Raw genomic sequence first — 25,693 nt, forward strand, 5'->3', positions numbered from 1 at the left:
AAAAGCATGGCTGCCTAACGGCAGGCCGTTAACGGCCCGCACACAAAATATCTGACAGTCCCGACCGACTCGGTAACCGGCAGACCCGAAGGTCTCCCACACACAGCTGCCATAACGATTCGCGAGCATAAGAAAACACTCGATGAATTGCCATAACCGATTGCATGCCGAGGCGGACTTGCACGTCCGTGTCACCGATTTTGCGGCGACCAACAAAGACTATCGGCCGAGCGCAACGCTGCCTAGTTCACGAACAACCCCACGTGTTGAAGGAAACTTCCGATAGCGTCGAGCGTAGAAACACCAAATCTTCCACGCTTTTAAACACAGGCGCGTCGTCAATGACTTGGTAGTCATCAGCGTCAAAAAGCGGCGCATCTTCTTCTAACGCAACGCGATGCTGTCGTTATCGTCCGAAGCGGCTACACTGCGCCGGCCGTTCATTTTTCTCTTGAGGCTGTGCGCATGAAATTTCGTTTTCTTCTGTGGATGCTGGGTTTGTTGATGGGTAAGGCCAGTCGGACTAATCCTGCGTTTCAGCAGCAGTTGGGTGACAAGGAGCTTGTATTCCAATTACAGACCCTGGACGGGAAAGTGGCGCGGCATTTCTTTGTGAAGGATCAGCGGATTACCAGCAAATCGGGCGTGTATGCCGAGCCGGCGTTTGCGATTGCGTTTAAAGATGCGGCGTATGGCTTTGCCACGATGCAGGCGAAGAACAAGCAGTTGGCGTTTATGACGGGGATTCAGGACAAGTCGATTCAGATCAAGGGCAACCCGGCGCTGGTGATCTGGTTTCAGGGGTTGACCAAGTATTTGAAGCCGCGCAAGGCCAAAGCTAAAGCAAAGGCTTGAGTCGAGTGACTGACTTTGTGGCGAGGGAGCTTGCTCCCGTTGGGCTGCGAAGCGGCCCTAAAGGCTGAGTTCGGGGTGTGTCAGGCAGACGTTGTTGGCTGGGTTGCGACTGCTGCGCAGTCGAGCGGGAGCAAGCTCCCTCGCCACAGTGGGTGTGGTGAGTCAGAGATATCGAGTTGGATTCTTCGCGAGCAGGCTCGCTCCCACAGGGGCTTGTGGTGAATCAGGTAGATCGGCGGGGGATTCTTCGCGAGCAAGCCCGCTCCCACATTTGACCGAGTGTGGGAGCGGGTTTTTTTAGGCCTGGCTGAACTGCGAAGCGAGTTCGCGCAGCAGGACTTCGGCTTCGAGGACTTTGGTGACTACGTCGTTGGCTTTGTCGCGGGTCAGGCCAACGCGTTCCAGCAAAGCTTCCGGGATGTCTTCGTCCGGGCCGGAGCCGATGCCGCGGCCGCGCAGCAGGCGCACGGCCAGGCAGACGAGGTTCGGGTATTCGGCGTAGTCACCGTCGTAGTGCGGGTCGTGCTGGAAGCGCAGGGCGGTGGCGAGTTCTTCGGGCATGTCCCAGTAGCGCATCAGCCATGAGCCGATCTGTTCGCGGCTGATGCCCAGCAGGTGTTGCTCGACGTAGCTGTGGCACAGGTGCTGGTTGACTTCCAGGTGGCGGCAGATCAGCGAGAAGTGCGGCGGGAAGACGTGGGCCAGCAGCAGGTAGCCGAAGTTGTGCAGCAGGCCGGCGAGGTAGGTCAGGCCGGCTTCCGGGCGCTGGGCGCGCGGCATGGCGCGGGTCAGGCCTTCGATGACGGCGGCGGTGTAGATTGACTGCTGCCAGTACGGCGTGGCGTGTTGCGGGTGGTCTTTGGGCAGGCTCAGGGTTTTGCCCAGGGCCAGGCCGAGTGCGAGGTTGATCACCAGGTCGAAACCCAGGACCCGCACAATCGCGTCTTCTACTGAACGAATCTTGCCCGGCGAAGCGTAGTACGGCGACGCGGCCCAGCTGACGACCTGGGCGGCCAGCGCAGGGTCGGTTTCGACGACGCCGGTGATGTCGTCGATGGTGGCGTTGGGGTCGACGCGCAGTTTGATGATTTTCTGCGCGGTCTCGGCCAGCGGCGGAATCTCGATGGTCTCTTCCAGGCGTTGCTGGATGCGCCGCGCGGTGAACACTTGAACGGCCTGGGTGATTTCCTTGCGGTCATCGTCGGGGCGGTCGAGGTTGGGGCGGATGCTGGTCAGGTTCTCGCCGAAGTTGGCGGCGCTGGCCTTGGTCAGCATGGTCTTGAAGTCTTCGCTGGTGATTTCCAGCAGCAGGCCCGGCTCGCCCGAGTTGATCAGCAACTTCGGTTCACGCAGCAGGCTTTCTTCGTACAGGCACGGCGAACTGGTCAGCGCCGGCAGGCCGGGCAGCAGGCTCAGGCTGTGTTTGCCGAGCATTTTCACCAGGCGTTCGGTGGGCACGGCAGTGAGCCGGCGGCCGGTCAGTTCGGCGAGGCGATTGAGGTCCAGCAATTGGCTTTGCGCAAACAGCACCATCAGCGCGCCGACGGCGTCGTCCAGCAACACGGCCTGTACTTTGCGCGAGGCGTTCAGGCCGTGGTGGTCCAGCACTTCTTTGTAGGCAATGCCCAGCTTGCCCAGCAGCAGCCGAATAACAGACGGAGCGTGCAGGGGTTCCGGGGCGAGGGCAGCTTCAGTCATGGTCTGTATCCGTATTCAAACAATTGCAGGAGTATAACCAGCTTGTTTAAAAGCATCGTCCACAAACTGCGACGGTGCTCACACTTGGCCGTATTGCTGCCCATGGCGCAGCCAGCGGTCGAGCAGCGGGCTGACGTGGTCCGGCCAGCGCTCCAGCAATGCCTGGGCGGCGTCGCGCACGGCGGGCAATAAATCGGCGTCACGCATCAGGTCGGCGACCTTGAATTGCAGCAGGCCGGTCTGGCGCGTGCCGAGCATTTCGCCGGGGCCGCGCAGTTCGAGGTCTTTTTCGGCGATGACAAAACCGTCGTTGGTTTCACGCATGATACCGAGGCGTTGACGACCGATTTGCGACAGCGGCGGATGGTAGAGCAGCACGCAATGGCTGGCGGCGCTGCCTCGACCGACACGGCCGCGCAACTGGTGCAATTGCGCGAGACCGAGGCGTTCAGGGTTTTCGATGATCATCAGGCTGGCGTTCGGGACGTCGACACCGACTTCGATCACGGTGGTCGCGACCAGCAGTTGCAGGTTGCCGGCCTTGAACTCGGCCATCACGGCGGCTTTTTCCACCGGCTTCATGCGGCCGTGGATCAGCCCGACCTTCAACTCGCCGAGAGCGGCGGTGAGGTCTTCGTAAGTGGTTTCGGCGGCCTGGCAGGTCAGCTCTTCCGACTCTTCAATCAGCGTGCACACCCAATAGGCCTGACGCCCTTCAGTGCAGGCACCGCGCACCCGTTCGATGACTTCAACGCGCCGGGTGTCGGTGATCAACACGGTGTTGACCGGCGTACGACCGGGCGGCAGTTCGTCGAGGATCGAGGTGTCGAGGTCGGCGTAGGCGCTCATGGCCAGCGTGCGTGGAATCGGCGTTGCGGTCATGATCAGTTGATGCGGACACATGCGCCCGCCGACGCCTTTCTGCCGCAACGCCAGACGCTGCTGCACGCCGAAGCGGTGTTGTTCGTCGATGATCACCAGCGCAAGGTTCTTGAACTGCACCTCGTCCTGGAACAGCGCGTGGGTGCCGACCACCATCGGCGTGCCGCTGGCGATCTGTTCCAGCGCGGCAACGCGGTTCTTGCCCTTGAGCTTGCCGGCCAGCCACGCAACTTCGATGCCCAGCGGTTCGAGCCAGCGCTTGAAGGTGATGAAGTGCTGCTCGGCGAGGATCTCGGTGGGCGCCATCAGCGCCACTTGATAACCGGCCTCCAACGCCTGAAGCGCGGCGAGGGCGGCGACCACGGTTTTGCCCGCGCCAACGTCGCCCTGAATCAGCCGCAGCATCGGTTCGTGCTGGCTCAGGTCATAGGCGATTTCGTTGCCGACCCGTTGCTGGGCGCCGGTCGGTGCGAAGCCCAGGTTGGCCAGGTATTTGGGCGGCAGTTGGGTGGCTTTCGGCATCGCCGGGGCGCGCAGGGAGCGCATGCTCTCGCGCAGCCGTTGCTGCGACAGTTGATGGGTCAGCAGTTCTTCGAAGGCCAGGCGGTGCTGCGCCCAGTGATGACCGAGGGCGAGTTCGTCGACGTCGGCATCGGCGGGCGGGTGATGCAGGTAGCGGATCGCATCGGCCAACGGCGCGAGTTGATAGTCGCGCGCCAGTTCGGTTGGCAGCCAGTCGGGCAGGCTGGTCGGGCCGAGCATCGTCAGGGTTTGCATGCACAGTTGGCGCAAGCGCTGCTGGGTCAGTCCTTCGGTGAGCGGGTAGACCGGGGTCAGGGTTTCATCCACTGGCGGCGGCTCGTCACCGGTAATGGCGCGGTATTCCGGGTGGTAGATTTCCAGTCCCGAGGCACCGGGCCGCGCTTCGCCATAGCAGCGAATCCGCGTGCCGCGTTTGAGGCCTTCTTTCTGCGCGTTGCTGAAATGGTAGAAGCGCAGGCTGAGCCCGCCGGTACCGTCTTGCAGACGCACGACGAGACTGCGGCGCCGGCCCATGACCACGTCGGCACCGCTGACGGTGCCTTCGATCACGGCGTCTTGCCCCGGTCGCAAATGGCCGATCGGGACCACACGGGTGCGGTCCTGATAGCGCAGCGGCAGGTGAAACAGCACGTCCTGAAGATTTTCCAGGCCGACCTTGGCCAGCTTTTCGGCCATGGCCTCGCCGACACCCTTGAGTGCCGTCACCGACACTTGCGACAACTCGGTCATGACAGCAACTTACGCCGCCACCACCGGCACGGACGGCTTGGCCACCGAGCACAGGCGAATGGAGTCAGCGAGGATTTCAATCGCCTTCGGCCTCGGGAAGCTGGCGCGCCAGGCGATGGCCACGGTGCGGAATGGCACCGGCGGCGACAGTGGGCGCACTTCGATCACGCCGGGGGCGTAGTGATGGCTGTCGACTGCCGACAGCGGCAGGATCGAAATGCCAAGGCCGGAGGCGACCATGTGGCGGATGGTTTCCAGCGAGCTGGATTCCACCGTGGTGTGCTTGGCGCCGTCGTTGCCTTTGGCCAGGGTCGGGCAGGCTTCCAGCACTTGATCGCGGAAGCAGTGGCCTTCGCCGAGCAGCAGCAGGCTCTTGTCGTTGAGCAGGCTGGCGTCGATGGATTCTTTTTGCGTCCACGGGTGCTGGGCCGGCATCAGGACGTAGAACGGCTCGTCGTAGAGCTGCAAGGTCAGGACGTCAGCTTCGTTGAACGGCAGGGCGATGATGATCGCGTCGAGCTCGCCGTTGCGCAGTTTGTCGCGCAGCACGTGGGTGAAGTTTTCTTCGATGTACAACGGCATCTGCGGGGCGACCCGGTGCAGTTGCGGAATCAGGTGCGGGAACAGGTACGGGCCGACGGTGTAGATGGCGCCGACTTTCAGCGGGGCGGTCAGCTGGTTCTTGCCGGCCTGGGCCAGTTCGCGGATGCCTTGGGCCTGTTCCAGGACTTTTTGCGCCTGGGCCACGATGCCTTCGCCGACCGGAGTCAGGCGCACGGCGCTCTTGCTGCGCTCGAAAATCAGCACACCGAGTTCGTCTTCAAGCTTTTTCACGCCCACCGACAGGGTCGGCTGACTGACGTGGCAACGCTCGGCCGCGTGGCCGAAATGCTGCTCTTGGGCGAGGGTAACGATGTAGCGTAATTCTGTGAGAGTCATAGCAAGCGTCCATGAAGTTGCGCGCCAAGCATAACGGCTGCAATCGATAGACGCACGTTATCAGAGTGAGTGTGTTGAGTGACACCGGGTAATGCGTGTTTGCCGCTGGCGGATATGCGAAAGGCACCTTTCGGTGCCTCTATGGCGTTGCGCTTAACCTGTGGGAGCGAGCCTGCTCGCGAAGAGGCCATTACATTCAGCAGCTTCGTGGCAGTTACACCGCTTTCGCGAGCAGGCTCGCTCCCACATGGGGTCGGTGTTGGGCTTAGCGGCGGCGTTTGTCTATGGAATACAGGAACGGTGCCGTGATTTCGATAGTGCCATTGGTCAGCATGTCAGCCGGTGGTTTGGGCAGCGGCTGGGCGTCACGGATCATTCGCAAGGTGGCGCGGTCCAGATCGGCATTGCCGGAAGGGCTCTCCAGTTGGAATGACAACACATTCCCTTGCGCATCCACGACAAAGCGCAGACGGTTCACGCCTTCCTTGTTTCGCATCCGTGCTGCGTCCGGGTACTTCTTATGTTTGGCGAGGTGAGCGAGCAATTCGCTTTGCCAGCTAGCCTTGGCAGCCTGCTGCGCCGGCGATGGACCCGGTGCCGGTTGTGCGGATTTTTCGGTCGGTGCCTGAGTCGGTTGCGCGTCGCTCGGTTTGGCCTCGGACGGCTTTTCCTTCGGCGGCTCAGGCTTTTTCTCCACTGGCTTGGGCGGTTGCGGCTTGGGCTTGGGTTTAACCGGCTTGGGCACGGCAATCTCGGCTTTCGGCGCTTCAGCCAGTTTCGGGATCGGCAATTCTTCCACCGGGGCCGGTGGTTGCGGCGGCGTGATGACCTTCGGCGGCGCAGGCGGTGGCGGTGCCGGAACCGGTGCCAGCTCCACCATCATGGCCTGCGGCGGCAACTCGATCGGCGGGCGCGACGTCCAGTTCAGCGCCAGCGCGATGGCCAGTGCATGGACGCCCAGCACCACGGCCAGGCTCCCGCTGTAACGCGTCAGCTTATGGCGCGTCGTGATCATTTCTTGACTGCCGACTCAAGCCCGACCAGACCCACCTTCAGGTAACCGGCGGAGCGCAGGTTGTCCATCACGCTCATCAGGTCGCCGTAATCCACGCCTTTATCAGCCTGGAAGAAGATCGTCGTGTCTTTCTTGCCCTGGGTCTTGGCGTCCAGGGTGGCGCCGAGGGCTTCGGCCTTCACTTCGTCTTCACCAAGGAACAGGCGCTGGTCAGCCTTGACGCTGAGGAACACCGGTTTCTCCGGGCGTGGCGCCGGTTTGGCGGTGGAGGCGGGCAGGTCGACCTTGATGTCCACGGTGGCCAGCGGGGCGGCCACCATGAAGATGATCAACAGCACCAGCATCACGTCGATGAACGGCGTGACGTTGATTTCGTGGTTCTCGGCCAGATCGTCGTCTGCGCCTTCTCTCAAATGCAAGCCCATGGCGGATTACCCTACTTTGACCATGTGCGGATGCGTGGAGCGCTCGGTGGTCGGCAGGTGATCGAGGTCACGGCTGACCAGCAGCAGGACTTCAGCCGAGGCGTCGGACACTTGAGCCTTGTAACCGGCGATGGAGCGGGCGAAGACGTTGTAGATCACCACGGCCGGGATCGCTGCAACCAGACCCAGTGCGGTCGCCAGCAGGGCTTCGGCGATGCCGGGAGCGACAACGGCGAGGTTGGTGGTCTGGGTTTTGGCGATGCCGATGAAGCTGTTCATGATGCCCCACACGGTGCCGAACAGACCCACGAACGGCGCGGTGGAACCGATGGTGGCGAGGACGCCGGTGCCGCTGCTCATGTTGCGACCGCAAGCCGCTACCAGGCGCTCAAGACGGAAGGCAACTCGTTCCTTGATGCCTTCTTTCTCGCGGCTGTTGACCGACAGGCGCATCTCTTCCAGGGCGTCATGCACCAGCAGGTTGGCGAGGGTGCCTTGCTGGGTGGCGGTCGCGCTGGCTTCTTTAAGGGTGGTGGCTTTTTTCAGGTGGGCGATTTCTGTGCGCAGACGACGTTTGGCGCCCATCAGCTCAAGGCCCTTGGCGATCCAGATGGTCCAGGTGATGATCGAAGCAATGGCCAGTCCGATCATCACGATTTTCACGATAATATCGGCGTTCTGGTACATGCCCCACGGCGACAGGTCGTGGGCCATGCCCAGGGTGTTGTCGGGTTCAAGCACTTCAGGAACGTCTGCAGCGTCAACAGCCTGAGCTGGATCGGTCGCGGCTGGTGCAGCGGCAGGGGTCGCGTGATCGGCAGGTGCTGGTGCCGCGGCAGCAGCCGGCGTGGCGGGTGCTTGTGCGTCAGCGAATGCGGCGGTCGGTGCGAGCATCAGGCTCAGCAGTAGAGCGGCCACTGCGCTCCAGGCGCGAGGTCGTTTGGTTGGCGAAGCGGAGAATTGATTGCGTGTCATGCTGGCCGGACCTGAGAGAAAAAGACGGTTAATGTTCTTCCAGGCCTCGTGAGGCCGAGAACAAAGTGGCGTGCATTATTGCAATTAATTCTTGTTAACAAAAGTAATAGAGTCTCTTTTTTTCCTGCATTACTAGCCGCTCGTCTTGTGTCGGCGCTAGTCTGTGGCTTTCCGATGGGAGTTTTTCGATGTCCACACCCTCAGTTTTGATCGCCGGTTGCGGTGATGTCGGCAGTCGTCTGGCCACGCAATTGGTGGCTGGCGGGTGGGAGGTGCATGGCCTGAGACGTGACGTTTCACGCCTGCCCGAGGGCGTCATTGGCGTTGCCGGCGACTTGTTCAAAGAGGATTGCCCTGAGACCTGGCCTATCGGTGCGGTGGATTACCTGGTGTATTGCGCGGCGGCTACCGATCACGATGAGGCCGGTTACCGCGCCGCTTATGTGCAGGGCTTGCAGCATGTGTTGGAGTGGCTGAACGACTACGGTCAGGTGCCGGAGCGGCTGCTGTTTGTGTCGAGCAGCAGTGTGTATGGCCAGCAGGAGGGTGAGTGGGTCGACGAGACTTCGCCGACGGTTGCGACAGGTTATTCAGGTCGCTTGATGCAGGAGGCTGAGCAGGTGGCCCTGCAGAGCGGCATCCCGGCGAGCATTCTGCGCTTGACCGGCATCTACGGGCCGGGCCGCGAATGGCTGCTGACTCAGGTCCGTCGCGGTTACCGCGTAGCAGTCGAGCCACCGTTGTACGCCAACCGTATTCACGCCGACGATGCGGCGGGGTTGATGGCGTATCTGCTGGAAGCGGATCGTCGTGGTGTGGCGCTGGATGACGTTTATATCGGCGTCGACGATGCGCCTGCACCGCTGGCCGAAGTGGTGGGCTGGTTGCGCGAGTATCTGGGCGTGACGGAGTGGGATGAGGATTCGAGCGTGCGGCGTACGGGCAGCAAGCGCTGCAGCAATGCGCGGGCCAAAGCCCTGGGCTGGACGCCAAAGTACCCAAGCTATCGCGAAGGCTATGCCGCCATCCTCGAAGGCCGTTGCTGACTTCCGGTCACCCTAAACCAAATGTGGGAGCGGGCTTGCTCGCGAAAGCGGTGTAACAGTCAACGATGAAGTTGAATGTTACGGCCCCTTCGCGAGCAAGCCCGCTCCCACATTTGATCTTCGTTGTAGCTGAGATCGGGTTACTGCTTTTCCAGCAACCACTTGCGGTCGCCCGGGGTGAACTGCGGCATTTCGTCAGCCTGTGCGGTGTTCACCGCCTGGAAGATTTCCAGCTCCTTGCCCTTGCGCGCAAAGATCCAGGTGTTGCCTTGGCCGTTCAGTTGCAGCCACATGTTGTCGTTGCCGCCGCTCATCGACGCGCAATCGCCCGCCAGGCATAAGGCATAGCGGTCTGCACCGGGCAGGCCGGCAACCTGGCCGTCAGCCTGGAATTGCACGGTATTGCCTTCACCCGGGCCGCTGACAATATTCCAGCTGCCACCCATGTACTCCGTATACAGCGCGCGTTCGAAGCTCGCACCCACCGGTGCACCTTCCGGTACCTGGACCTGCGCGCGGTCGAAGACCTGGGCGGGTTCGTTATCGAGGGCGGCCTGGCGCAGTTGCTTGCCGTCGCGTTTCAACTCACTAGCGGAACTGCCATAAAACTCGATCTTCCAGGCGCCGGACTCTTCGCCCAGCAGCTTGCCGTCGACGTTTTCAAAACCGTTGGTGTAGCGGGCCTGACCGGCCTTGGTGTTGACGTCCCATTCCAGGTTCGGGCCATAGGCCTGGAGCGCTTCGCGCAGGGGAGCGCCTTTGGCGGCAGCATCGATCGCCACCTGATTGATCCAGGTGCCGCTGATGTCACGATCGGCAGGGTTGCTGGCACAACCGCCCAAGAGTAGGGCGACCAGCGAGAGGGCTAGCGCATGGCGCATGGTGGAATCCTTTCAAGACAAGATCGGCGCAGCCTTTGGAAGGCTGCGCCGCGCGTTTACTCGATGACCAGAATGGCATCCATCTCAACCTGCGAACCCTTTGGCAGGGCAGCCACGCCGATGGCGGCGCGGGCAGGGTAAGGCTGGTCAAAGTACTTGCCCATGATCTCGTTGACCTTGGCGAAGTGGCTCAGGTCGGTGAGGAAGATGTTCAGTTTGACGATGTCCTTGAACGAACCACCGGCAGCTTCGGCAACGGCTTTGAGGTTCTCGAACACCTGGACGGTCTGGGCTTCGAAGCCTTCGACCAGTTCCATGGTTTTTGGGTCCAGAGGAATCTGACCCGACATGTAAACAGTGTTGCCAGCCTTGATCGCCTGGGAGTAAGTACCGATGGCGGCCGGGGCCTTGTCGCTGGTGATAACAGTCTTGGTCATGAATGACTCCTTGTAAGAGTGGGCTTTACGCACGCATGCGGGTGATGCGAATCACACCGGTCAAGGCACGCAGTTTCTTGATCACGCGAGCCAGGTGCACACGGTCGTGCACGCTGACCACCAGTTGGACCACGCTGATGCGACCATCGCGTTCGTCCATGCTGATTTTTTCGATATTGCCGTCGGCCGCGTTGACGCTGCTGGCCAGCAGGGCGATCAGGCCGCGCTGGTGTTCCAGCTCGACGCGCAGCTCGACGTTGAATTCGCCGGTGACATCCTTGGCCCACGAGAGCTGGATGCATTTTTCCGGGTTGTGGCGGATTTCGCTGATGTTGCGGCAGTTGTCCAGGTGCACAACCATGCCTTTGCCCGCAGACAGGTGACCGACAATCGGGTCGCCCGGGATCGGCGTGCAGCACTTGGCGTAACTGAGGACCAGGCCTTCGGTACCGCGAATCGCCAGCGGACCTTCCGGGCTTGGCAACTGTTCGCCTTCGCCAAGCAGGCGGCGGGCGACCACGTAAGCCATGCGATTGCCCAGGCCGATGTCTTCCAGCAGGTCCTCGATCAGTTCGAGGCGGTACTCGGCCAGCATCGCCGTGACACGCTCGGGCTGGATTTTTTCCAGCGTACTGTCGAAGCCATTCAATACCTTGTTCAGCAGGCGTTCGCCGAGACTGATGGATTCGGAGCGGCGTTGCAGTTTCAGCGCATGGCGGATGTGTGTCCGCGCCTTGCCGGTGACCACGAAATTGAGCCACGCCGGGTTCGGCCGCGCGCCGGGAGCGCTGACGATCTCGACCGTGGAGCCGCTTTGCAGCGGTTCGGACAGCGGTGCGAGGCGACGATTGATCCGACAGGCAATGCAGCTGTTGCCCACGTCGGTGTGTACCGCGTAAGCAAAGTCGACCGCCGTGGAGCCTTTGGGCAGCTCCATGATCCGGCCTTTGGGCGTGAACACGTAGACCTCGTCCGGGAACAGGTCGATCTTCACGCTTTCGATGAATTCCAGCGAGTTGCCGGCGCGTTGCTGCATTTCCAGCACGCCCTTGACCCACTGACGGGCGCGGGCATGCGTGCCTTTTGGCTGCTCGTCGCCGCTGGACTTGTACAGCCAATGGGCGGCGATGCCGTTGTTGGCCATCTCTTCCATTTCACGGGTGCGGATCTGGATCTCGATCGGAACGCCGTGCATACCGAACAACGTGGTGTGCAGCGACTGATAGCCGTTGGCCTTGGGGATCGCGATGTAATCCTTGAAGCGTCCCGGCAACGGTTTGTACAAATTATGCACAGCACCCAGCACGCGATAGCAGGTGTCGACCTTGTCGACGATGATCCGGAACGCATAGACGTCCATGATCTCGTTGAAGGCCCGACGCTTGCCGCGCATTTTCTTGTAGATGCCGTAAAGGTGTTTCTGGCGACCGCTGACCTCGCCCTGAATGCCGTCGACGGCCAGGCAGTGGCTGAGGGACTCTTCGATCTTGTTGACGATTTCCTTGCGGTTGCCCCGGGCGCGTTTGACGGCCTGGTTGATCCGCGCGGAACGCATCGGGTGCATGGCCTTGAAGCCGAGGTCTTCGAACTCTATGCGGATGGCGTGCATGCCCAATCGGTTGGCGATGGGCGCATAGATCTCCAGGGTTTCCTTGGCGATGCGCCGGCGCTTTTCACCGGACAGGACTTCCAGCGTGCGCATGTTGTGCAGGCGGTCGGCAAGCTTGACCAGGATCACGCGAATGTCGCGCGCCATGGCCATGGCCATTTTCTGGAAGTTTTCGGCCTGGGCTTCGGCTTTGGTCTCGAAGTTCATCTGGGTCAGCTTGCTGACGCCATCGACCAGTTCGGCCACGGTTTCACCGAACTGCGCTTGCAGCGCTTCTTTGGCAATACCGGTGTCTTCGATCACGTCATGCAGCATCGCGGCCATCAGGCTCTGATGGTCCATGTGCATGTCGGCAAGAATATTCGCCACGGCAAGAGGGTGCGTGACGTACGCCTCACCGCTACGGCGGCGTTGACCGTCGTGAGCTTGTTCGGCGTAGAAGTACGCTCGGCGAACCAGGTTGACCTGGTCCTTGCCGAGGTAGGTCGATAAGCGATCGGCGAGGGCGTCTATGCTCGGCATGATAACTCCTGCCGTTCGCTGTGACCCCGCGCCGTGCTACGTCGACCAGGCATAGGCTTAGACGGCCTCGTTGGACTCGTCCTCGAACGCTGCGAACAGCGGTTCGTCTTCGACGATTTCAGCGTTGGCGATGAACTCGTAGCTCATCAGGCCTTCAGCGATTTCACGCAGCGCTACAACGGTAGGCTTGTCGTTTTCCCACTGAACCAGTGGCTCTTTGCCGCCGGTGGCCAGTTGACGGGCACGCTTGGTGGACAGCATGACCAGTTCAAAACGGTTTTCCACGTGGTTCAGGCAGTCTTCAACGGTTACGCGGGCCATGGTATTCCTCGGAGCGAATGCAATATGCGCGCTGCCCGGGTGGGCGAGCGGACTCAACAGTTTAAAAAATCACCAGCGATTAGGGAAGCGCTGATTTTTTGACCAAGCCCTTCAACGCGCTGCAAGTGCCAATGTAAAGCCCTTGCAGCGGTTTTGGGAAGTGCTGTTTAGCCGAGCAATTCAGCCAAAAGTTTTCCGTTACGCTGCTGCTGGCGCTTCTGATGCAACTGATTGGCACGGAAAATCGCCTGCAAATCGCGCAGCGCGTGGGCGAAATCGTCGTTGATGATCAGGTAATCGTAGTCGACGTAGTGGCTCATTTCGCTGACGGCTTCGCGCATCCGGCCTTCGATGACCTCGTTGCTGTCCTGGCCGCGATTGTTCAGGCGCTGGTGCAAGGCTTCCAGGGACGGCGGCAGAATGAAGATCGAACGCGCCTGGGGCATCAACTTGCGCACTTGCTCGGCACCCTGCCAGTCGATTTCCAGAATCAGGTCGTGACCTTCGTCCAGGGTCTGCTGCAGGTGGCTTTGCGAGGTGCCGTAGAGATTGCCGAATACTTCGGCGCGCTCGAGGAAATCGCCGTGCTCGATCATCTTCACGAAGTCGCTGCGGTCGACGAAGTGATAGTTCACGCCATTCACTTCACCGGGGCGCATGGCCCGGGTGGTGTGGGAGACCGAGACACGGATCTCCTGGTCAGCGTCGGTCAGGGCCTTGACCAGGCTGCTTTTGCCCGCGCCCGAAGGGGCGGAAATGATGTACAGGGTGCCGGTGCTGTGGGTCATGTCAGGTTGCCTTACTCAATATTCTGCACTTGTTCGCGCATCTGCTCGATCAACACTTTGAGGTTGACCGCCGCCTGGGTGCTGCGCGGGTCGAAGGCTTTGGAGCCCAGTGTGTTGGCTTCGCGGTTGAGCTCCTGCATCAGGAAGTCCAGGCGCCGACCGGCAGCGCCGCCGGATTTGAGCACCCGGCGAACTTCGATGATGTGAGTGCTCAGGCGATCCAGTTCTTCGGCGACGTCGCTCTTTTGCGCGAGCATGACCATTTCCTGCTCCAGACGCTGCGGGTCCAGGTCGGCTTTCATGTCGGCGAAGCGGTCGAGGACTTTCTGGCGCTGGGTGGCGAGCATCTGTGGGACCAGGTCGCGCAGGGTGACGACGTCTTCTTCAATGGAGGTCAGGCGGTCGCTGATCAGCCGTGCCAGCTCCGCGCCTTCGCGCTCGCGGCCGGCCTTGAGTTCTTTCAGGCCTTCGTTGAACAGCGCCAATGCTTCAGCATTCAAGGCTTGCGGGTCGGTGGCGTCGCCTACCAGTACGCCGGGCCAGGCCAGCACCTCCAGCGGGTTGAGCGCCGCAGGGTTCTTGATCAGGCTGGCAATCGTCTCGGCGGCGGCGACCAATTGCGCGGCGCGCTCGCGGTCCACTTGCAGTGGTTTGTCGGTGTTTTCTTCGGTGAAGCGCAGGGTGCATTCAAGCTTGCCCCGGGAGATGCCTTGGCGCAGGGCCTCGCGGACGGCGCCTTCGAGATCCCGAAAGGATTCCGGCAGGCGCAAGTGCGGCTCCAGGTAACGGCTGTTGACCGAGCGCAGTTCCCAGCTCAGGGTGCCTTGGGTGCCGGCTTTTTCTACGCGGGCGAAGGCGGTCATGCTGTGCACCATGGAGGTACCTCGCAAGTCGGGTTTGCGTTACCAAAGGTTTCGCGGACCCGATATCTGTGAATGAAAGCCGACAGGCAGCAAAGGCGCAGGATTGTAGCGCAGTGGGGCGGATGCGCCCAAACACACGCTGTGACAAAGGGCTGCAGGCCGTCGGTAAAGCGCTATTCAGGGCCTTCGGTCGTCGGGCGGATTTTTTAGAAGTGCCCAGTCGTGGCCAGCGGCTCTATAATGCTCCGCAGTTTTCCGTCCCCCGTACAGGTATTCCCTATGAAACGTCCAAGTGGTCGCGCTGCCGATCAGCTCCGCTCGATCCGCATTACCCGCAACTACACCAAACACGCCGAGGGTTCTGTACTGGTCGAGTTCGGTGATACCAAAGTCATCTGCACCGTCAGCGTCGAAAACGGCGTGCCGCGTTTCTTGAAAGGGCAAGGCCAAGGCTGGTTGACTGCCGAATACGGCATGCTGCCGCGCGCCACTGGCGAGCGTAACCAGCGTGAAGCGAGCCGTGGCAAACAAGGCGGCCGCACCCTGGAAATCCAGCGTCTGATCGGTCGTTCCCTGCGCGCTTCGCTGGACATGTCCAAACTGGGCGACGTGACCCTGTACGTTGACTGCGACGTGATCCAGGCTGACGGCGGCACCCGCACCGCGTCCATCACCGGCGCCATGGTTGCACTGGTCGATGCCTTGAAAGTGATCAAGAAACGCGGCGGCCTGAAAGGCGGCGACCCGTTGAAGCAAATGATCGCGGCTGTTTCCGTGGGCATGTACCAGGGCGAACCTGTGCTCGACCTCGACTACCTGGAAGACTCGGCTGCCGAGACCGACCTGAACGTAGTGATGACCAGCACCGGCGGTTTCATCGAAGTTCAGGGCACTGCCGAAGGCGCACCGTTCCAGCCTGAAGAGCTGAACGCCATGCTGGAACTGGCGAAGAAAGGCATGACCGAAATTTTCGAGCTGCAAAAGGCCGCACTGGCCGACTGACCGGACTGATCCAAACAAGGAGGACATCATGAGTGATGAGCAAGAGCTGCTTCCCATCCCGAGCAAAGAGGCTCGGCAGTGGGCGATGTTTTGTCACTTGTCAGCCTTGCTGGGGATCTGGATTCCGTTCGGCACGCTGATCGGCCCGCTGATTCTCTGGCAAATGAAGCGTGAGATGGACCCGTTTGTCGATGCGCAGGGCAAGGAAGCGCTGAACTTTCAGATCACCGTCGCCATTGCCTCCGCCATCTGCTTCTTGCTGATGGTGGTGATTATCGGGTTCTTCATGTTTGGCCTGGTGGCGATTGGTGCGCTGGTGCTGACGATCATTGCGGGCGTGAAGGCTAACGAAGGGTTTCCTTACCGTTACCCATTCACCTGGCGGTTGATCAAGTAAGCCACGACACAAATCCCTATGTGGGAGCGGGCTTGCTCGCGAAAGCGGTGGGTCAGTCAACTTCAATGTTGAATGTTAAACCGCCTTCGCGAGCAAGCCCGCTCCCACATTGGAAAGTCAGCGCGCACAAAAAAGCCGACAGAGATGTCGGCTTTTTTGTGTGTGCGAAACGACGCTTAGATAGTCAGCGTCCAGTCGTAGTCCACGATCAACGGTGCATGCTGCGAGAACCGTGGCTGACGTGGCAGGCGCGCGCTGCGAACAAAGCGGCGCAGGCCCGGGGTCAGCAACTGGTAGTCGAAACGCCAGCCCAGGTTGAGCATCTCAGCCTGTTCGTTGTCTGGCCACCAACTGTACTGGTCGCCTTCACGGCTGACTTCACGCAGGGCATCAACATACCCCATGTTGCCGACAATCTCGTCCATCCAGGCACGTTCAGGTGCCAGGAAACCCGGGGATTGCTGGCTGTCGCGCCAGTTCTTGATATCCAGCTTCTGTTGCGCCACGTACAGCGAGCCACAGTAAATGTACTCGCGACGTTTGCGTCGCTGTTTATCCAGATAACGGGCGAAATCGTCCATTAGCTTGAACTTCTGGTTCAAGTCTTCATCGCCATTCTGCCCCGAAGGGAGCAGCAAGGTCGCGATGCTGACCTTGTCGAAATCGGCTTGCAGGTAACGCCCGTAGCGGTCGGCCGTCTCGAAGCCGAGACCGCTGATGACTGCCTTCGGTTGCAACCGCGAATACAAAGCCACGCCACCCTGGGCAGGAACTTCGGCTTCGCAGGCATAAAGGAAGTAGCCATCCAGTTGGAAGGCTGGATCGTCCAGTTCAAAGGCGGAGGCGCGGGTGTCCTGCAGGCAGATGACGTCGGCATTCTGTGCTTGCAGCCAACTGAGCAAACCTCGCTCCACTGCAGCCTGAATACCATTGACGTTCACACTGATGATCCGCATAAATGGCCCCAAAAATCGCGTGCGTGTATGATACACGGCGTCAACCTAATTAGCTAAATCCGTGGTATTTGGGGTTTTTTTCATGCAAGCGTATCAGCGCGATTTCATTCGTTTTGCCATCGATCGCGGCGTTTTGCGCTTCGGTGAGTTCACCCTGAAGTCCGGGCGCACCAGTCCTTACTTCTTCAATGCCGGCCTGTTCAACACAGGTTCGGCCCTTGCGCAGCTGGGTCGTTTCTACGCGGCAGCCATCGTCGAAAGCGGTATTTCGTTCGACGTGCTGTTTGGCCCGGCCTACAAGGGCATCCCGTTGGCGGCGACCACGGCAGTGGCCCTGGCCGAACATCACGAGCGCGATCTGCCGTGGTGCTTCAACCGCAAAGAAGCCAAGGCCCACGGCGAAGGCGGCAGCCTGGTCGGCGCACCGCTGACCGGCGACGTGCTGATCATCGACGACGTGATCACCGCCGGCACCGCGATTCGTGAAGTGATGCAGATCATCGCTTCCCAGGACGGCGCCAAGGCCAAGGGCGTGCTGATCGCCCTGAACCGTCAGGAGCGAGGCAACGGTGAGTTGTCGGCAATCCAGGAAGTGGAGCGTGATTTCGGCATTCCGGTGATCAGCATCGTTTCGCTGAACCAGGTGCTGGAATTCCTCGCCGACGATCCGCAGCTCAAGCAGCATTTGCCTGCCGTAGAAGCGTACCGCGCCCAGTTCGGCGTGTAACCCCGTCCCTTTGTGGGGGCGAGCCTTTGTGGCGAGGGAGCTTGCTCCCGCCGGGCTGCGTAGCAGACCCAAGAATTTTGTGAGTGCTGCGCACTCAAGCGGGAGCAAGCTCCCTCGCCACAAAAGATGATATGCCGCAGGGATCGCAGGCAAAAAAAGACCCCGCTCAGCCTGGCTGAGCGGGGTCTTTTTGTGTGTACCGCTTAAGGACGCTTGCGATTACTGATCAGAGTACCCACACCGGTATCGGTGAAGATTTCCAGCAGAATCGCATTCGGCACCCGGCCATCAATGATCAACGAGCTGCCGACACCGCCCTGAACCGCTTCCAGCGCGCAACGGATCTTCGGCAGCATGCCGCCGTAGATCGTGCCGTCAGCGATCAACTCGTCGACCTGCTGGGTGGTCAGGCCGGTCAGGACCGTGCCTTGCTTGTCCATCAGGCCGGCGATGTTGGTCAGCAGCATCAGCTTTTCAGCTTTCAGTGCTTCGGCGACTTTACCGGCCACCAGGTCAGCGTTGATGTTGTACGACTCGCCGTTGGCGCCGACGCCGATTGGCGCGATCACTGGGATAAAGTCGCCTTTGACCAGCAGGTTCAGCAGGTCGGTGTTGATGCCGACCACTTCGCCAACGTGGCCGATGTCGATGATTTCCGGCGTCGTCATCTCTGGCGTCTGGCGGGTCACGGTGAGCTTCTTCGCACGAATCAGCTCGGCGTCTTTACCGGTCAGGCCGATGGCGCTGCCGCCGTGACGGTTGATCAGGTTGACGATGTCCTTGTTGACCTGTCCGCCGAGGACCATTTCTACCACGTCCATGGTTGCGGCGTCAGTGACGCGCATGCCATCGACAAAATGGCTCTCGATCGACAGACGCTTGAGCAGGTCGCCGATTTGCGGGCCGCCACCGTGAACGACCACCGGGTTGATGCCCACGGCTTTCATCAGCACGATGTCGCGGGCGAAGCCGGTTTTCAGCTCCTCGCTTTCCATCGCGTTGCCGCCGTATTTGATCACCAGCGTCTTGCCGACGTAGCGGCGAATGTAAGGCAGCGCTTCGGACAGGACCTTGGCGGTGTTGGCGGCGGCTTCGCGTTCGAGGGTCATTCAGGGCTCCGGATGCTTCGTTAAATCAAAACGGTAATTGGAGATCAGGTGCAACACGTTTCAGCTGGGTGTGGAACACGTCCTTGATGCGCTGCAATTCCGCCTCATCATCGGCCTCGAAACGCAGCACCAGCACCGGTGTGGTGTTGGAGGCGCGCACCAGGCCCCAGCCTTTGGCGTAATCGACTCGCACGCCGTCGATGGTGGTCAGGTCAGCGCCTTCGCCCCACTTCGCATCGTGCAGTGCATCAATGATGCTGAATTTGCTCTCTTCGGTCACATGGATATTGATTTCCGGCGTAGAAATATCGTTCGGGAAGGTCGCAAACAGCTCTTCCGCGGTGGATTTTTCCTTGCTGAGGATCTCCAGCAGACGCGCGGCGCTGTAAATGCCGTCGTCAAAGCCGAACCAGCGCTCCTTGAAGAAAATGTGCCCGCTCATTTCGCCGGCCAGCAGTGCGCCGGATTGTTTCATCTTCTTTTTGATCAACGAGTGACCGGTCTTCCACATTAGCGGCCGACCGCCATATTCCTTGATCAGCGGGACCAGGCGGCGGGTGCATTTGACGTCGAAGATGATCTCCGCATCCGGGTTGCGCGCCAGCACGTCGCGGGCGAACAGCATCAGCAGGCGGTCCGGGTAGACGATGCTGCCGGTGTTGGTCACGACGCCAACGCGGTCACCGTCGCCGTCGAAGGCCAGGCCGAGGTCGGCGTTGGTTTCCTTGACCTTGGCGATCAGGTCGACAAGGTTTTCAGGCTTGCCCGGGTCCGGGTGGTGGTTCGGGAAGTTGCCGTCGACGTCGCAGAACAGCGGAATGACTTCGCAGTTCAGCGCTTCGATCAGTTGCGGGGCGATCACGCCGGCCGCGCCGTTGCCGCAGTCGACCACGACTTTCAGGCGACGGGCCAGTTTGATGTCCTGGACGATTTCGGTGTTGTAGCGGTCGAGGATTTCAACCTTGGTCACGCTGCCCTTGCCGCTGCTCAGGTTGTGGGTCTTGAGGCGGTCGTGCAGGGCCTGGATCTGTTCGTTGGCCAAGGTGTCGCCGGCGATGACGATCTTGAAGCCGTTGTAATTCGACGGGTTGTGGCTGCCGGTGAGCATCACGCCCGATTTGCCGGCCAGTACGTTGGCGGCGTAGTACAGCGCCGGCGTCGGCACCAGGCCGACGTCGCTGACGTGGCAACCGGCATCGGCCAGGCCTTTGATCAGTTGTTCGACCAGTTCCGGGCCGGACAGGCGGCCGTCGCGACCCACGGAAACGTTCGGTTCGTCCTGGGCCAGGCTCTGGGCGCCGATGGCGCGGCCGAGCCAGTAAGCGGTTTCAGCGTTCAAGAACTCCGGGACGGTGCCGCGAATGTCGTACGCACGGAAGATGCTGTCGGGAAACTTGGGGGCGACTTGGGCGGGGGTGTTCATCTGTAGGAATGCTCCATCTCGAAAGTGGCTGTACCTGCCTGCGACAAACGCATCGGCCGGCTCAAACTGAAGGGTATGACGGCGTTTTCCACGGAGAGTTCGTGGTGCGAAAAGGCCATGCCACCGGGATTGGCGGACCTTGGGTCGGCCAATGCCTTGATTTTCGGCGGTAAACCTTCCAGATGAACTTTGTGTAATTTGTGGCGAGGGAGCTTGCTCCCGCTTGGGTGCGCAGCACCCACAAAATCTTGGGGCCGCTTCGCAGCCCAGCGCGAGCAAGCTCGCTCGCCACAGGGTTCTCTATCCGATCAATGGCTGCCGGAATGTCCGAAACCACCCGTGCCGCGTTGAGTTTCGACGAACTCTTCGACCATCTCGAAATGCGCCTGAACCACTGGCACCAACACCAACTGGGCCAGACGTTCGCCAACGACCATGGTGAATTCGGTCTGGCCACGGTTCCAGCAGGACACCATCAACGGGCCCTGGTAATCGGAGTCGATCAAGCCGACCAGGTTGCCCAGCACGATGCCGTGCTTATGGCCCAGGCCAGAGCGCGGCAGAATGAGTGCCGCCAGGCCCGGATCGCCGATGTAGACCGACAGGCCGGTCGGGATCAGCACGGTTTCACCCGGTTTGATCACGATGTCTTTTTCCAGCATGGCGCGCAGGTCGAGGCCGGCGGAGCCTGGGGTGGCGTATTGCGGCAGCGGGAATTCGGTACCGATGCGAGGGTCGAGGATCTTGGCTTGCAAAGCGTGCATGTAAATTAAACCTGGTTCAGACGTTCGGCGATAAAAGTGATCAGCTGGCGAGCAATCTTGCTCTTGCTGGTCTGGGCGAAAAGTGTGGCGTGAAGCTCGCGATCGATCACGCTGCAGGCGTTTTCTTCGCTGTTGAAGCCAATGCTCGGGTTGGCGACGTCGTTGGCGACGATCAAATCGAGGTTCTTGTCTTTCAACTTGCGCGCAGCGTAGTCGAGCAGGTGTTCGGTTTCGGCAGCAAAACCGACACTGAACGGACGGTCGGGGCGCGTGGCGATGGTGGCCAGGATGTCCGGGTTACGCACCATCTGTAGCAACAAGCCGTCGCCGTTCGTAGGGTCTTTCTTGAGTTTCTGTGGGGCGACGACTTCCGGACGGTAGTCCGCGACCGCTGCCGAGGCGATGAACAGGTCGCAAGGGATCGCGGCTTCGCAGGCGGCGAGCATGTCGCGGGCACTGACCACGTCGATGCGCGTCACGCGATCCGGCGTTGGCAGGTGCACCGGGCCGGTAATCAGGGTCACGCGGGCGCCGGCTTCCACCGCGGCTTCGGCCAGGGCAAAGCCCATTTTTCCGGAGCTGTGGTTGGTGATGTAGCGCACCGGGTCGATGTTTTCCTGGGTCGGGCCGGCAGTGATCAGCACATGTTTGCCGGTCAACGCTTTGCGCTGGAAGCAGTCCGCCGCGCACTGGGCTAGTTCCACGGCTTCGAGCATGCGACCCAGGCCGACGTCGCCACAGGCCTGGCTACCGGAGGCCGGGCCGAAGGCTTTGATGTCGCGGCTTTCAAGGGTTTGCAGGTTGGCTTGGGTGGCCGGGTCGCGCCACATGGCCTGGTTCATCGCCGGAGCAACGGCGACCACGGCGTCGGTGGCCAGCACCAACGTGGTCAGCAGGTCGTCGGCAATGCCTTGGGCCAGGCGGGCGATCAGGTCCGCGGTGGCGGGGGCGATCAGCACCAGGTCGGCCCATTTCGCCAGCTCGATGTGGCCCATGGCAGCTTCTGCCGCCGGGTCCAGCAGGTCGAGGTGAACCGGGTGGCCGGACAAGGCCTGCATGGTCAGCGGGGTGATGAACTCGCTGCCGCCACGGGTCATGACCACGCGCACTTCGGCGCCCTGGTCGATCAGGCGGCGAACCAGGTCGGCGCTCTTGTAGGCCGCAATGCCGCCGCCGACGCCCAGAACGATGCGTTTCCGATACAGCCGCTGCATAGGTCTGCCTTTCATTTCGTTGATGACAGCATGGCGAGACCCCCTCCCCAGGGATGAAATCGCCAGCAAAAAAGATGGGCTACGATATCACAGCGACCGCTATGGAACAGCGGCGCCCACAGACAGGGAAGGTGCTATGAGTATTCGTGATTGGCCGGCGGCGGAGCGGCCGCGGGAGAAGCTGTTGGAGCATGGTTCGACGAAGCTGTCGGACGCCGAGCTGCTGGCGATTTTTCTACGAACCGGCGTATCCGGCAAAAGCGCGGTGGATCTGGCGCGACACCTGTTGAGTCAATTTGGCAGCCTGCGCAAGCTGCTGGAGGCGGATTTGCGCACCTTCAGTGGTCACCTCGGGCTCGGCCCCGCGAAATTCGCTCAGTTGCAGGCTGTGTTGGAAATGGGTCGCCGGCATCTGGCCGAGCGTTTGCGCCACACCTCGGTACTGGAAAATCCGCTGGCGGTGCGTGAGTACCTCAAGTCGATGTTGCGTCATGAGCCGCATGAGGTGTTTGGCTGCCTGTTTCTGGATTCCAAGCATCGAGTGCTGGCGTTCGAAGCGCTGTTTCGCGGTTCAATCGACAACACCAGCGTCTATCCGCGTCAAGTGGTCAAACGGGCTTTGGCGCACAACGCCGCGGCGTTGATCCTGTGCCACAACCATCCGTCGGGTAATCCTGACCCGAGTCAGGCCGATCGGTTGCTGACCAAGCGTCTGCAAGAAGCTCTGGATCTGATTGACGTGCGGGTGCTGGACCACTTCATCATCGGTGACGGTGATCCACTGTCCATGGCTGAGTATGGCTGGATGTAGGAGGAGGCTGGACTGGCACGAAACTCATGTGGGAGCGGGCTTGCTCGCGAAAGCGGTGTGTCAGGCAACAGTGTTGTCGACTGACACTCCCTCTTCGCGAGCAAGCCCGCTCCCACAGGTTTTGTGGCGACCCTTTTACTTGAGGATGACCTTCGAGTAATCCTGGCGGCCAAACGGGCTCACCGAATACCCCTCGACTTCCTTGCGCGTCAGCGCAAACGCCGTCGGGTGCGCCAGCGGCAGCCACAGCGCCTGCTGCTGGATCTGCGCCTGCGCCTGCTCATAGAGCTTGGTACGCACGCCTTGCTCGCCAGTGGTTTTGCCGGCGCTGATCAGCTTGTCCAGGTCCTGATTGCAATAACGGGCGAAGTTGGTCCCGGACTTGACCGCCGCGCAGGAAAACTGCGGCGTGAGGAAGTTGTCCGGATCACCGTTGTCGCCGGCCCAGCCCATGAACAGCAGGTCATGCTCGCCGGCCTTGGCGCGACGGATCAGTTCGCCCCATTCGATCACTCGGATTTCAGCCTGAATGCCGATTTCCGCCAGGTCGGATTGCAACAGTTGCGCGCCGAGGCTCGGGTTAGGGTTCAGCGTGCTGCCGGAAGGGCGGGTCCAGATGGTGGTTTGAAAACCATCCTTGAGTCCGGCCTTGGCCATCAATGCCTTCGCTTTCGCGACGTCATGCGGATAACCCGGCAGGCCTTTGGCGTAGCTCCAGGTGTTCGGCGGGTACGGGCCGTTGGCCGGCTCGGCAGTGTCCTCGAACACGGCTTTGACGTAGTTGGCCTTGTCGAAGGCGAGGTTGATCGCCTGGCGTACTTCCGGCTTGTCCAGCGGCGGATGCTGGCTGTTGATGCCCACAAACGCGGTCATGAAGGCGTCAGTCTTTTCGACTTTCAATGTCGGCTCTTTCAGCGCGGCCTGTACGTCGAGCGGCTTGGGCGACAGGGCGATCTGGCATTCATTGCGACGCAGTTTCTGCAAGCGCACGTTGGCATCCGGGGTGATCGCGAAGATCAGCGGGTCCACTGATGGCTTGCCGCGGAAGTAGTCCGGGTTGGCCTTGTAGCGAATCGAAGCGTCTTTCTGGAAGCGTGTGAGCACGAACGGGCCGGTGCCGACGGGCTGGCTGTTGAGCTTATCCGCAGCGCCGGCCTTCATCAGCTTGTCGGCGTACTCGGCGGAATAGATCGAGGCGAATCCCATGCTCAGGGTGGCCAGGAAGGTCGAGTCCGGGTGATCGAGGGTGAAACGCACCGTCAGCGGGTCCAGCGCGTCGATTTTCTTGATCAGTGCGGGCAATTGCATCGATTGCGCATGGGGGAAGCCGCTCTGGGCGATTTTATGCCACGGGTGGGCCGGGTCGAGCATGCGCTCGAAGCTGAAGATCACGTCTTCAGCGGTCAGTTCGCGCGTCGGGCTGAAATATTCAGTGCGGTGGAATTTCACGTCCGGACGCAGTTTGAACACATACGTCAGGCCGTCGGGCGTGACTTCCCAGCTGTCTGCCAGGCTGGGCACCACTTTACCGCTGGCCGTGTCGAAGTCCACCAGGCGATTCATCAGTACATCGGCCGAGGCATTGGTGGTGGTCAGCGAGTTGTATTGCACCACGTCGAACCCTTCGGGGCTGGCCTCGGTGCAGACGCTAAGCGCCGCGGCATGGGCCAGGGGGCTCAGCAGGAGAGGGGCGAGCAACAACGGTAGGGCAGCGAGGCGCATGGTCGGATTCCTTTACAGATCGAAGGCCCATCTGCAAGTGCAGTCTGGAAAAGGCTTACCCTAGTGGGCTCTTTTGCAAATGACTATCCCCTTTTTCATTTTAAGGGGAGTATGTGCGATTGTTTTCAGTGCGCACCGACTGAGAAGAACCCTGGATTGGCTGGTTGGCCGATTCTCTGCGACGAGCGGTCTTTCGCGACGATAGCCTTTATCCAAGGCGCTTGTGGCCCGAAAAACCGGGTTTTTATTTAGTCTGTGCACACGGAATGTTGTTGCTCTTCAGTCTTTCTGGTATAAAGCAGCGCTCTTTTCTAGGGGCCCGGTTCCTTCACTGTAGGTGTAGCCGGTAAGACCTCTAAAGAAACGCGGCGCCTGGCGCCAAATGACTGAGAGATTAAGCGGCCAACCCATGCCGGGTTGGGCATGTGGTTTTAGAGGGCTGAGGCATGTCGAGAGTATGTCAAGTTACCGGTAAGGGTCCGGTGACTGGGAATAACATTTCCCACGCAAACAACAAAACCCGTCGTCGTTTCCTGCCGAACCTGCAGCATCACCGCTTCTGGGTTGAAGAAGAGAAACGTTTCGTGCGTCTGCGCGTATCTGCCAAAGGCATGCGTATTATCGACAAGCGTGGCATCACTGTCGTGCTGGCCGAAATCCGCAAAGCCGGCAAGATCTAAGGGAGCTAATCATGCGTGAATTGATTCGTTTGATTTCGAGCGCCGGTACTGGTCACTTCTACACTACCGACAAGAACAAGCGTACTACCCCGGACAAAATCGAGATCAAGAAATTTGATCCGGTTGTTCGCAAGCACGTGATCTACAAAGAAGGCAAAATCAAGTAATTGATTTTTCTCTCTTACGAAAAAGGCCCGTATCGCGAGATACGGGCCTTTTTTGTTGCCTGATGGTTTTGCATTGCTCGGGCCGACGCTTTCGCGAGCAGGCTCGTTCCCACATTGGAATGCGGTCAACTGTGGGAGATTCTATGTTTGGGGGGAACCCCCAAACATAGAATTTGGGCTGTATTCACTTTGA

The 25,693-nt window shown here is 60.5% G+C and carries 25 protein-coding genes and 1 pseudogene; 8 read left to right on the top strand and 18 right to left on the bottom strand.

Going from position 1 to position 25,693, the window contains the following annotated elements; all coding sequences use genetic code 11:
- Positions 1-465 precede the first annotated feature (465 nt).
- Positions 466-855 carry a hypothetical protein gene (locus tag BK660_RS29690; RefSeq protein ID WP_008150118.1) on the top strand — a complete coding sequence of 130 codons (390 nt, stop codon included), beginning with the start codon at positions 466-468 and terminating at the stop codon, positions 853-855.
- 297 nt (positions 856-1,152) lie between these two features.
- On the opposite strand, the gene BK660_RS29700 is transcribed toward BK660_RS29690, so the two are convergent.
- The 6 genes from BK660_RS29700 to exbB form a co-directional block, all read right to left on the bottom strand.
- Entirely contained in the window at positions 1,153-2,553 is a 1,401-nt protein-coding gene (locus BK660_RS29700; protein WP_123436371.1) for an aminoacyl-tRNA deacylase and HDOD domain-containing protein, read from the bottom strand.
- 78 nt (positions 2,554-2,631) lie between these two features.
- Positions 2,632-4,707: an ATP-dependent DNA helicase RecG gene (gene recG, locus BK660_RS29705; RefSeq protein ID WP_123436372.1), complete on the bottom strand. Its 2,076-nt coding sequence runs from the start codon at positions 4,705-4,707 to the stop codon at positions 2,632-2,634.
- 9 nt (positions 4,708-4,716) lie between these two features.
- Positions 4,717-5,646 carry a hydrogen peroxide-inducible genes activator gene (locus tag BK660_RS29710; RefSeq protein WP_123436373.1) on the bottom strand — a complete coding sequence of 310 codons (930 nt, stop codon included), beginning with the start codon at positions 5,644-5,646 and terminating at the stop codon, positions 4,717-4,719.
- A 265-nt stretch (positions 5,647-5,911) separates the two neighbouring features.
- Positions 5,912-6,661 (bottom strand): energy transducer TonB family protein, encoded by a 750-nt coding sequence (locus BK660_RS29715; protein ID WP_123436374.1) that lies wholly within the window; start codon positions 6,659-6,661, stop codon positions 5,912-5,914.
- Positions 6,658-7,086, bottom strand: a complete 429-nt coding sequence (gene exbD / locus BK660_RS29720; RefSeq protein ID WP_123436375.1) for a TonB system transport protein ExbD — start codon at positions 7,084-7,086, stop codon at positions 6,658-6,660. Before exbD ends, BK660_RS29715 begins: the two co-directional genes overlap by 4 nt.
- Positions 7,087-7,092: 6 nt before the next feature.
- On the bottom strand, positions 7,093-8,061 hold the full coding sequence (exbB, locus tag BK660_RS29725) for a tonB-system energizer ExbB (protein ID WP_123436376.1): 969 nt from the start codon (positions 8,059-8,061) through the stop codon (positions 7,093-7,095).
- Between the two features lie 188 nt (positions 8,062-8,249).
- Between exbB and BK660_RS29730 the strand changes: the two genes are divergently transcribed.
- Entirely contained in the window at positions 8,250-9,107 is an 858-nt protein-coding gene (locus BK660_RS29730; protein WP_123436377.1) for an SDR family oxidoreductase, read from the top strand.
- 140 nt (positions 9,108-9,247) lie between these two features.
- Here BK660_RS29730 and BK660_RS29735 read toward each other — a convergent pair whose 3' ends face one another.
- The 6 genes from BK660_RS29735 to BK660_RS29760 all read right to left on the bottom strand — a co-directional run bounded on the left by BK660_RS29735 (position 9,248) and on the right by BK660_RS29760 (position 14,540).
- Positions 9,248-9,988, bottom strand: a complete 741-nt coding sequence (locus BK660_RS29735; RefSeq protein ID WP_123436378.1) for a hypothetical protein — start codon at positions 9,986-9,988, stop codon at positions 9,248-9,250.
- Positions 9,989-10,044: 56 nt separating this feature from the next.
- Entirely contained in the window at positions 10,045-10,425 is a 381-nt protein-coding gene (locus tag BK660_RS29740; protein ID WP_003229509.1) for a RidA family protein, read from the bottom strand.
- A 25-nt stretch (positions 10,426-10,450) separates the two neighbouring features.
- On the bottom strand, positions 10,451-12,556 hold the full coding sequence (spoT, locus tag BK660_RS29745) for a bifunctional GTP diphosphokinase/guanosine-3',5'-bis pyrophosphate 3'-pyrophosphohydrolase (protein ID WP_123436379.1): 2,106 nt from the start codon (positions 12,554-12,556) through the stop codon (positions 10,451-10,453).
- A 57-nt stretch (positions 12,557-12,613) separates the two neighbouring features.
- On the bottom strand, positions 12,614-12,877 hold the full coding sequence (gene rpoZ / locus BK660_RS29750; RefSeq protein ID WP_007894670.1) for a DNA-directed RNA polymerase subunit omega: 264 nt from the start codon (positions 12,875-12,877) through the stop codon (positions 12,614-12,616).
- 167 nt (positions 12,878-13,044) lie between these two features.
- Entirely contained in the window at positions 13,045-13,665 is a 621-nt protein-coding gene (gene gmk, locus BK660_RS29755; protein ID WP_123436380.1) for a guanylate kinase, read from the bottom strand.
- Between the two features lie 11 nt (positions 13,666-13,676).
- Positions 13,677-14,540 (bottom strand): YicC/YloC family endoribonuclease, encoded by an 864-nt coding sequence (locus BK660_RS29760; protein WP_123436381.1) that lies wholly within the window; start codon positions 14,538-14,540, stop codon positions 13,677-13,679.
- A 267-nt stretch (positions 14,541-14,807) separates the two neighbouring features.
- Here BK660_RS29760 and rph point away from each other — a divergent pair, with 267 nt between their 5' ends.
- Together rph and BK660_RS29770 are read left to right on the top strand one after the other, a co-directional pair.
- The gene (gene rph / locus BK660_RS29765; RefSeq protein ID WP_010465211.1) at positions 14,808-15,530 is read left to right on the top strand and encodes a ribonuclease PH; all 723 of its coding nucleotides are present in this window, start codon (positions 14,808-14,810) and stop codon (positions 15,528-15,530) included.
- A 28-nt stretch (positions 15,531-15,558) separates the two neighbouring features.
- A complete protein-coding gene (locus BK660_RS29770; RefSeq protein WP_027926350.1) occupies positions 15,559-15,927 on the top strand; it encodes a DUF4870 domain-containing protein in 369 nt (122 codons plus the stop codon).
- Between the two features lie 176 nt (positions 15,928-16,103).
- Here BK660_RS29770 and BK660_RS29775 read toward each other — a convergent pair whose 3' ends face one another.
- Positions 16,104-16,883, bottom strand: coding sequence for an exodeoxyribonuclease III (locus BK660_RS29775; RefSeq protein ID WP_007934608.1), 780 nt, complete (start codon positions 16,881-16,883; stop codon positions 16,104-16,106).
- 82 nt (positions 16,884-16,965) lie between these two features.
- Between BK660_RS29775 and pyrE the strand changes: the two genes are divergently transcribed.
- The gene (gene pyrE, locus BK660_RS29780) at positions 16,966-17,610 is read left to right on the top strand and encodes an orotate phosphoribosyltransferase (RefSeq protein WP_007943124.1); all 645 of its coding nucleotides are present in this window, start codon (positions 16,966-16,968) and stop codon (positions 17,608-17,610) included.
- 203 nt (positions 17,611-17,813) lie between these two features.
- Here pyrE and argB read toward each other — a convergent pair whose 3' ends face one another.
- From argB to coaBC, 4 genes and pseudogenes are all read right to left on the bottom strand, one after another.
- Positions 17,814-18,719 carry an acetylglutamate kinase gene (gene argB / locus BK660_RS29785; protein WP_123436382.1) on the bottom strand — a complete coding sequence of 302 codons (906 nt, stop codon included), beginning with the start codon at positions 18,717-18,719 and terminating at the stop codon, positions 17,814-17,816.
- Positions 18,720-18,744: 25 nt separating this feature from the next.
- Positions 18,745-20,121 (bottom strand): annotated as a pseudogene (locus BK660_RS29790) (phosphomannomutase/phosphoglucomutase); the annotation flags it as partial.
- 329 nt (positions 20,122-20,450) lie between these two features.
- A complete protein-coding gene (gene dut / locus BK660_RS29795; protein WP_027926354.1) occupies positions 20,451-20,906 on the bottom strand; it encodes a dUTP diphosphatase in 456 nt (151 codons plus the stop codon).
- Positions 20,907-20,911: 5 nt separating this feature from the next.
- Positions 20,912-22,120, bottom strand: coding sequence for a bifunctional phosphopantothenoylcysteine decarboxylase/phosphopantothenate--cysteine ligase CoaBC (coaBC, locus tag BK660_RS29800; protein WP_123436383.1), 1,209 nt, complete (start codon positions 22,118-22,120; stop codon positions 20,912-20,914).
- Between the two features lie 136 nt (positions 22,121-22,256).
- Between coaBC and radC the strand changes: the two genes are divergently transcribed.
- Complete coding sequence (radC, locus tag BK660_RS29805) at positions 22,257-22,931, top strand: RadC family protein (RefSeq protein ID WP_123436384.1); 675 nt, start codon at positions 22,257-22,259, stop codon at positions 22,929-22,931.
- A 135-nt stretch (positions 22,932-23,066) separates the two neighbouring features.
- On the opposite strand, the gene BK660_RS29810 is transcribed toward radC, so the two are convergent.
- Entirely contained in the window at positions 23,067-24,653 is a 1,587-nt protein-coding gene (locus BK660_RS29810) for an ABC transporter substrate-binding protein (RefSeq protein ID WP_123436385.1), read from the bottom strand.
- Positions 24,654-25,099: 446 nt separating this feature from the next.
- Between BK660_RS29810 and rpmB the strand changes: the two genes are divergently transcribed.
- Together rpmB and rpmG are read left to right on the top strand one after the other, a co-directional pair.
- On the top strand, positions 25,100-25,333 hold the full coding sequence (gene rpmB, locus BK660_RS29815) for a 50S ribosomal protein L28 (protein WP_007894701.1): 234 nt from the start codon (positions 25,100-25,102) through the stop codon (positions 25,331-25,333).
- A gap of 11 nt (positions 25,334-25,344) precedes the next feature.
- Positions 25,345-25,500 carry a 50S ribosomal protein L33 gene (gene rpmG / locus BK660_RS29820; RefSeq protein WP_007894709.1) on the top strand — a complete coding sequence of 52 codons (156 nt, stop codon included), beginning with the start codon at positions 25,345-25,347 and terminating at the stop codon, positions 25,498-25,500.
- The last annotated feature ends 193 nt before the right edge of the window (positions 25,501-25,693 follow it).

Origin of the sequence: Pseudomonas brassicacearum, from assembly GCF_003732265.1 — a bacterium.
Lineage (GTDB): Bacteria > Pseudomonadota > Gammaproteobacteria > Pseudomonadales > Pseudomonadaceae > Aquipseudomonas > Aquipseudomonas brassicacearum_D.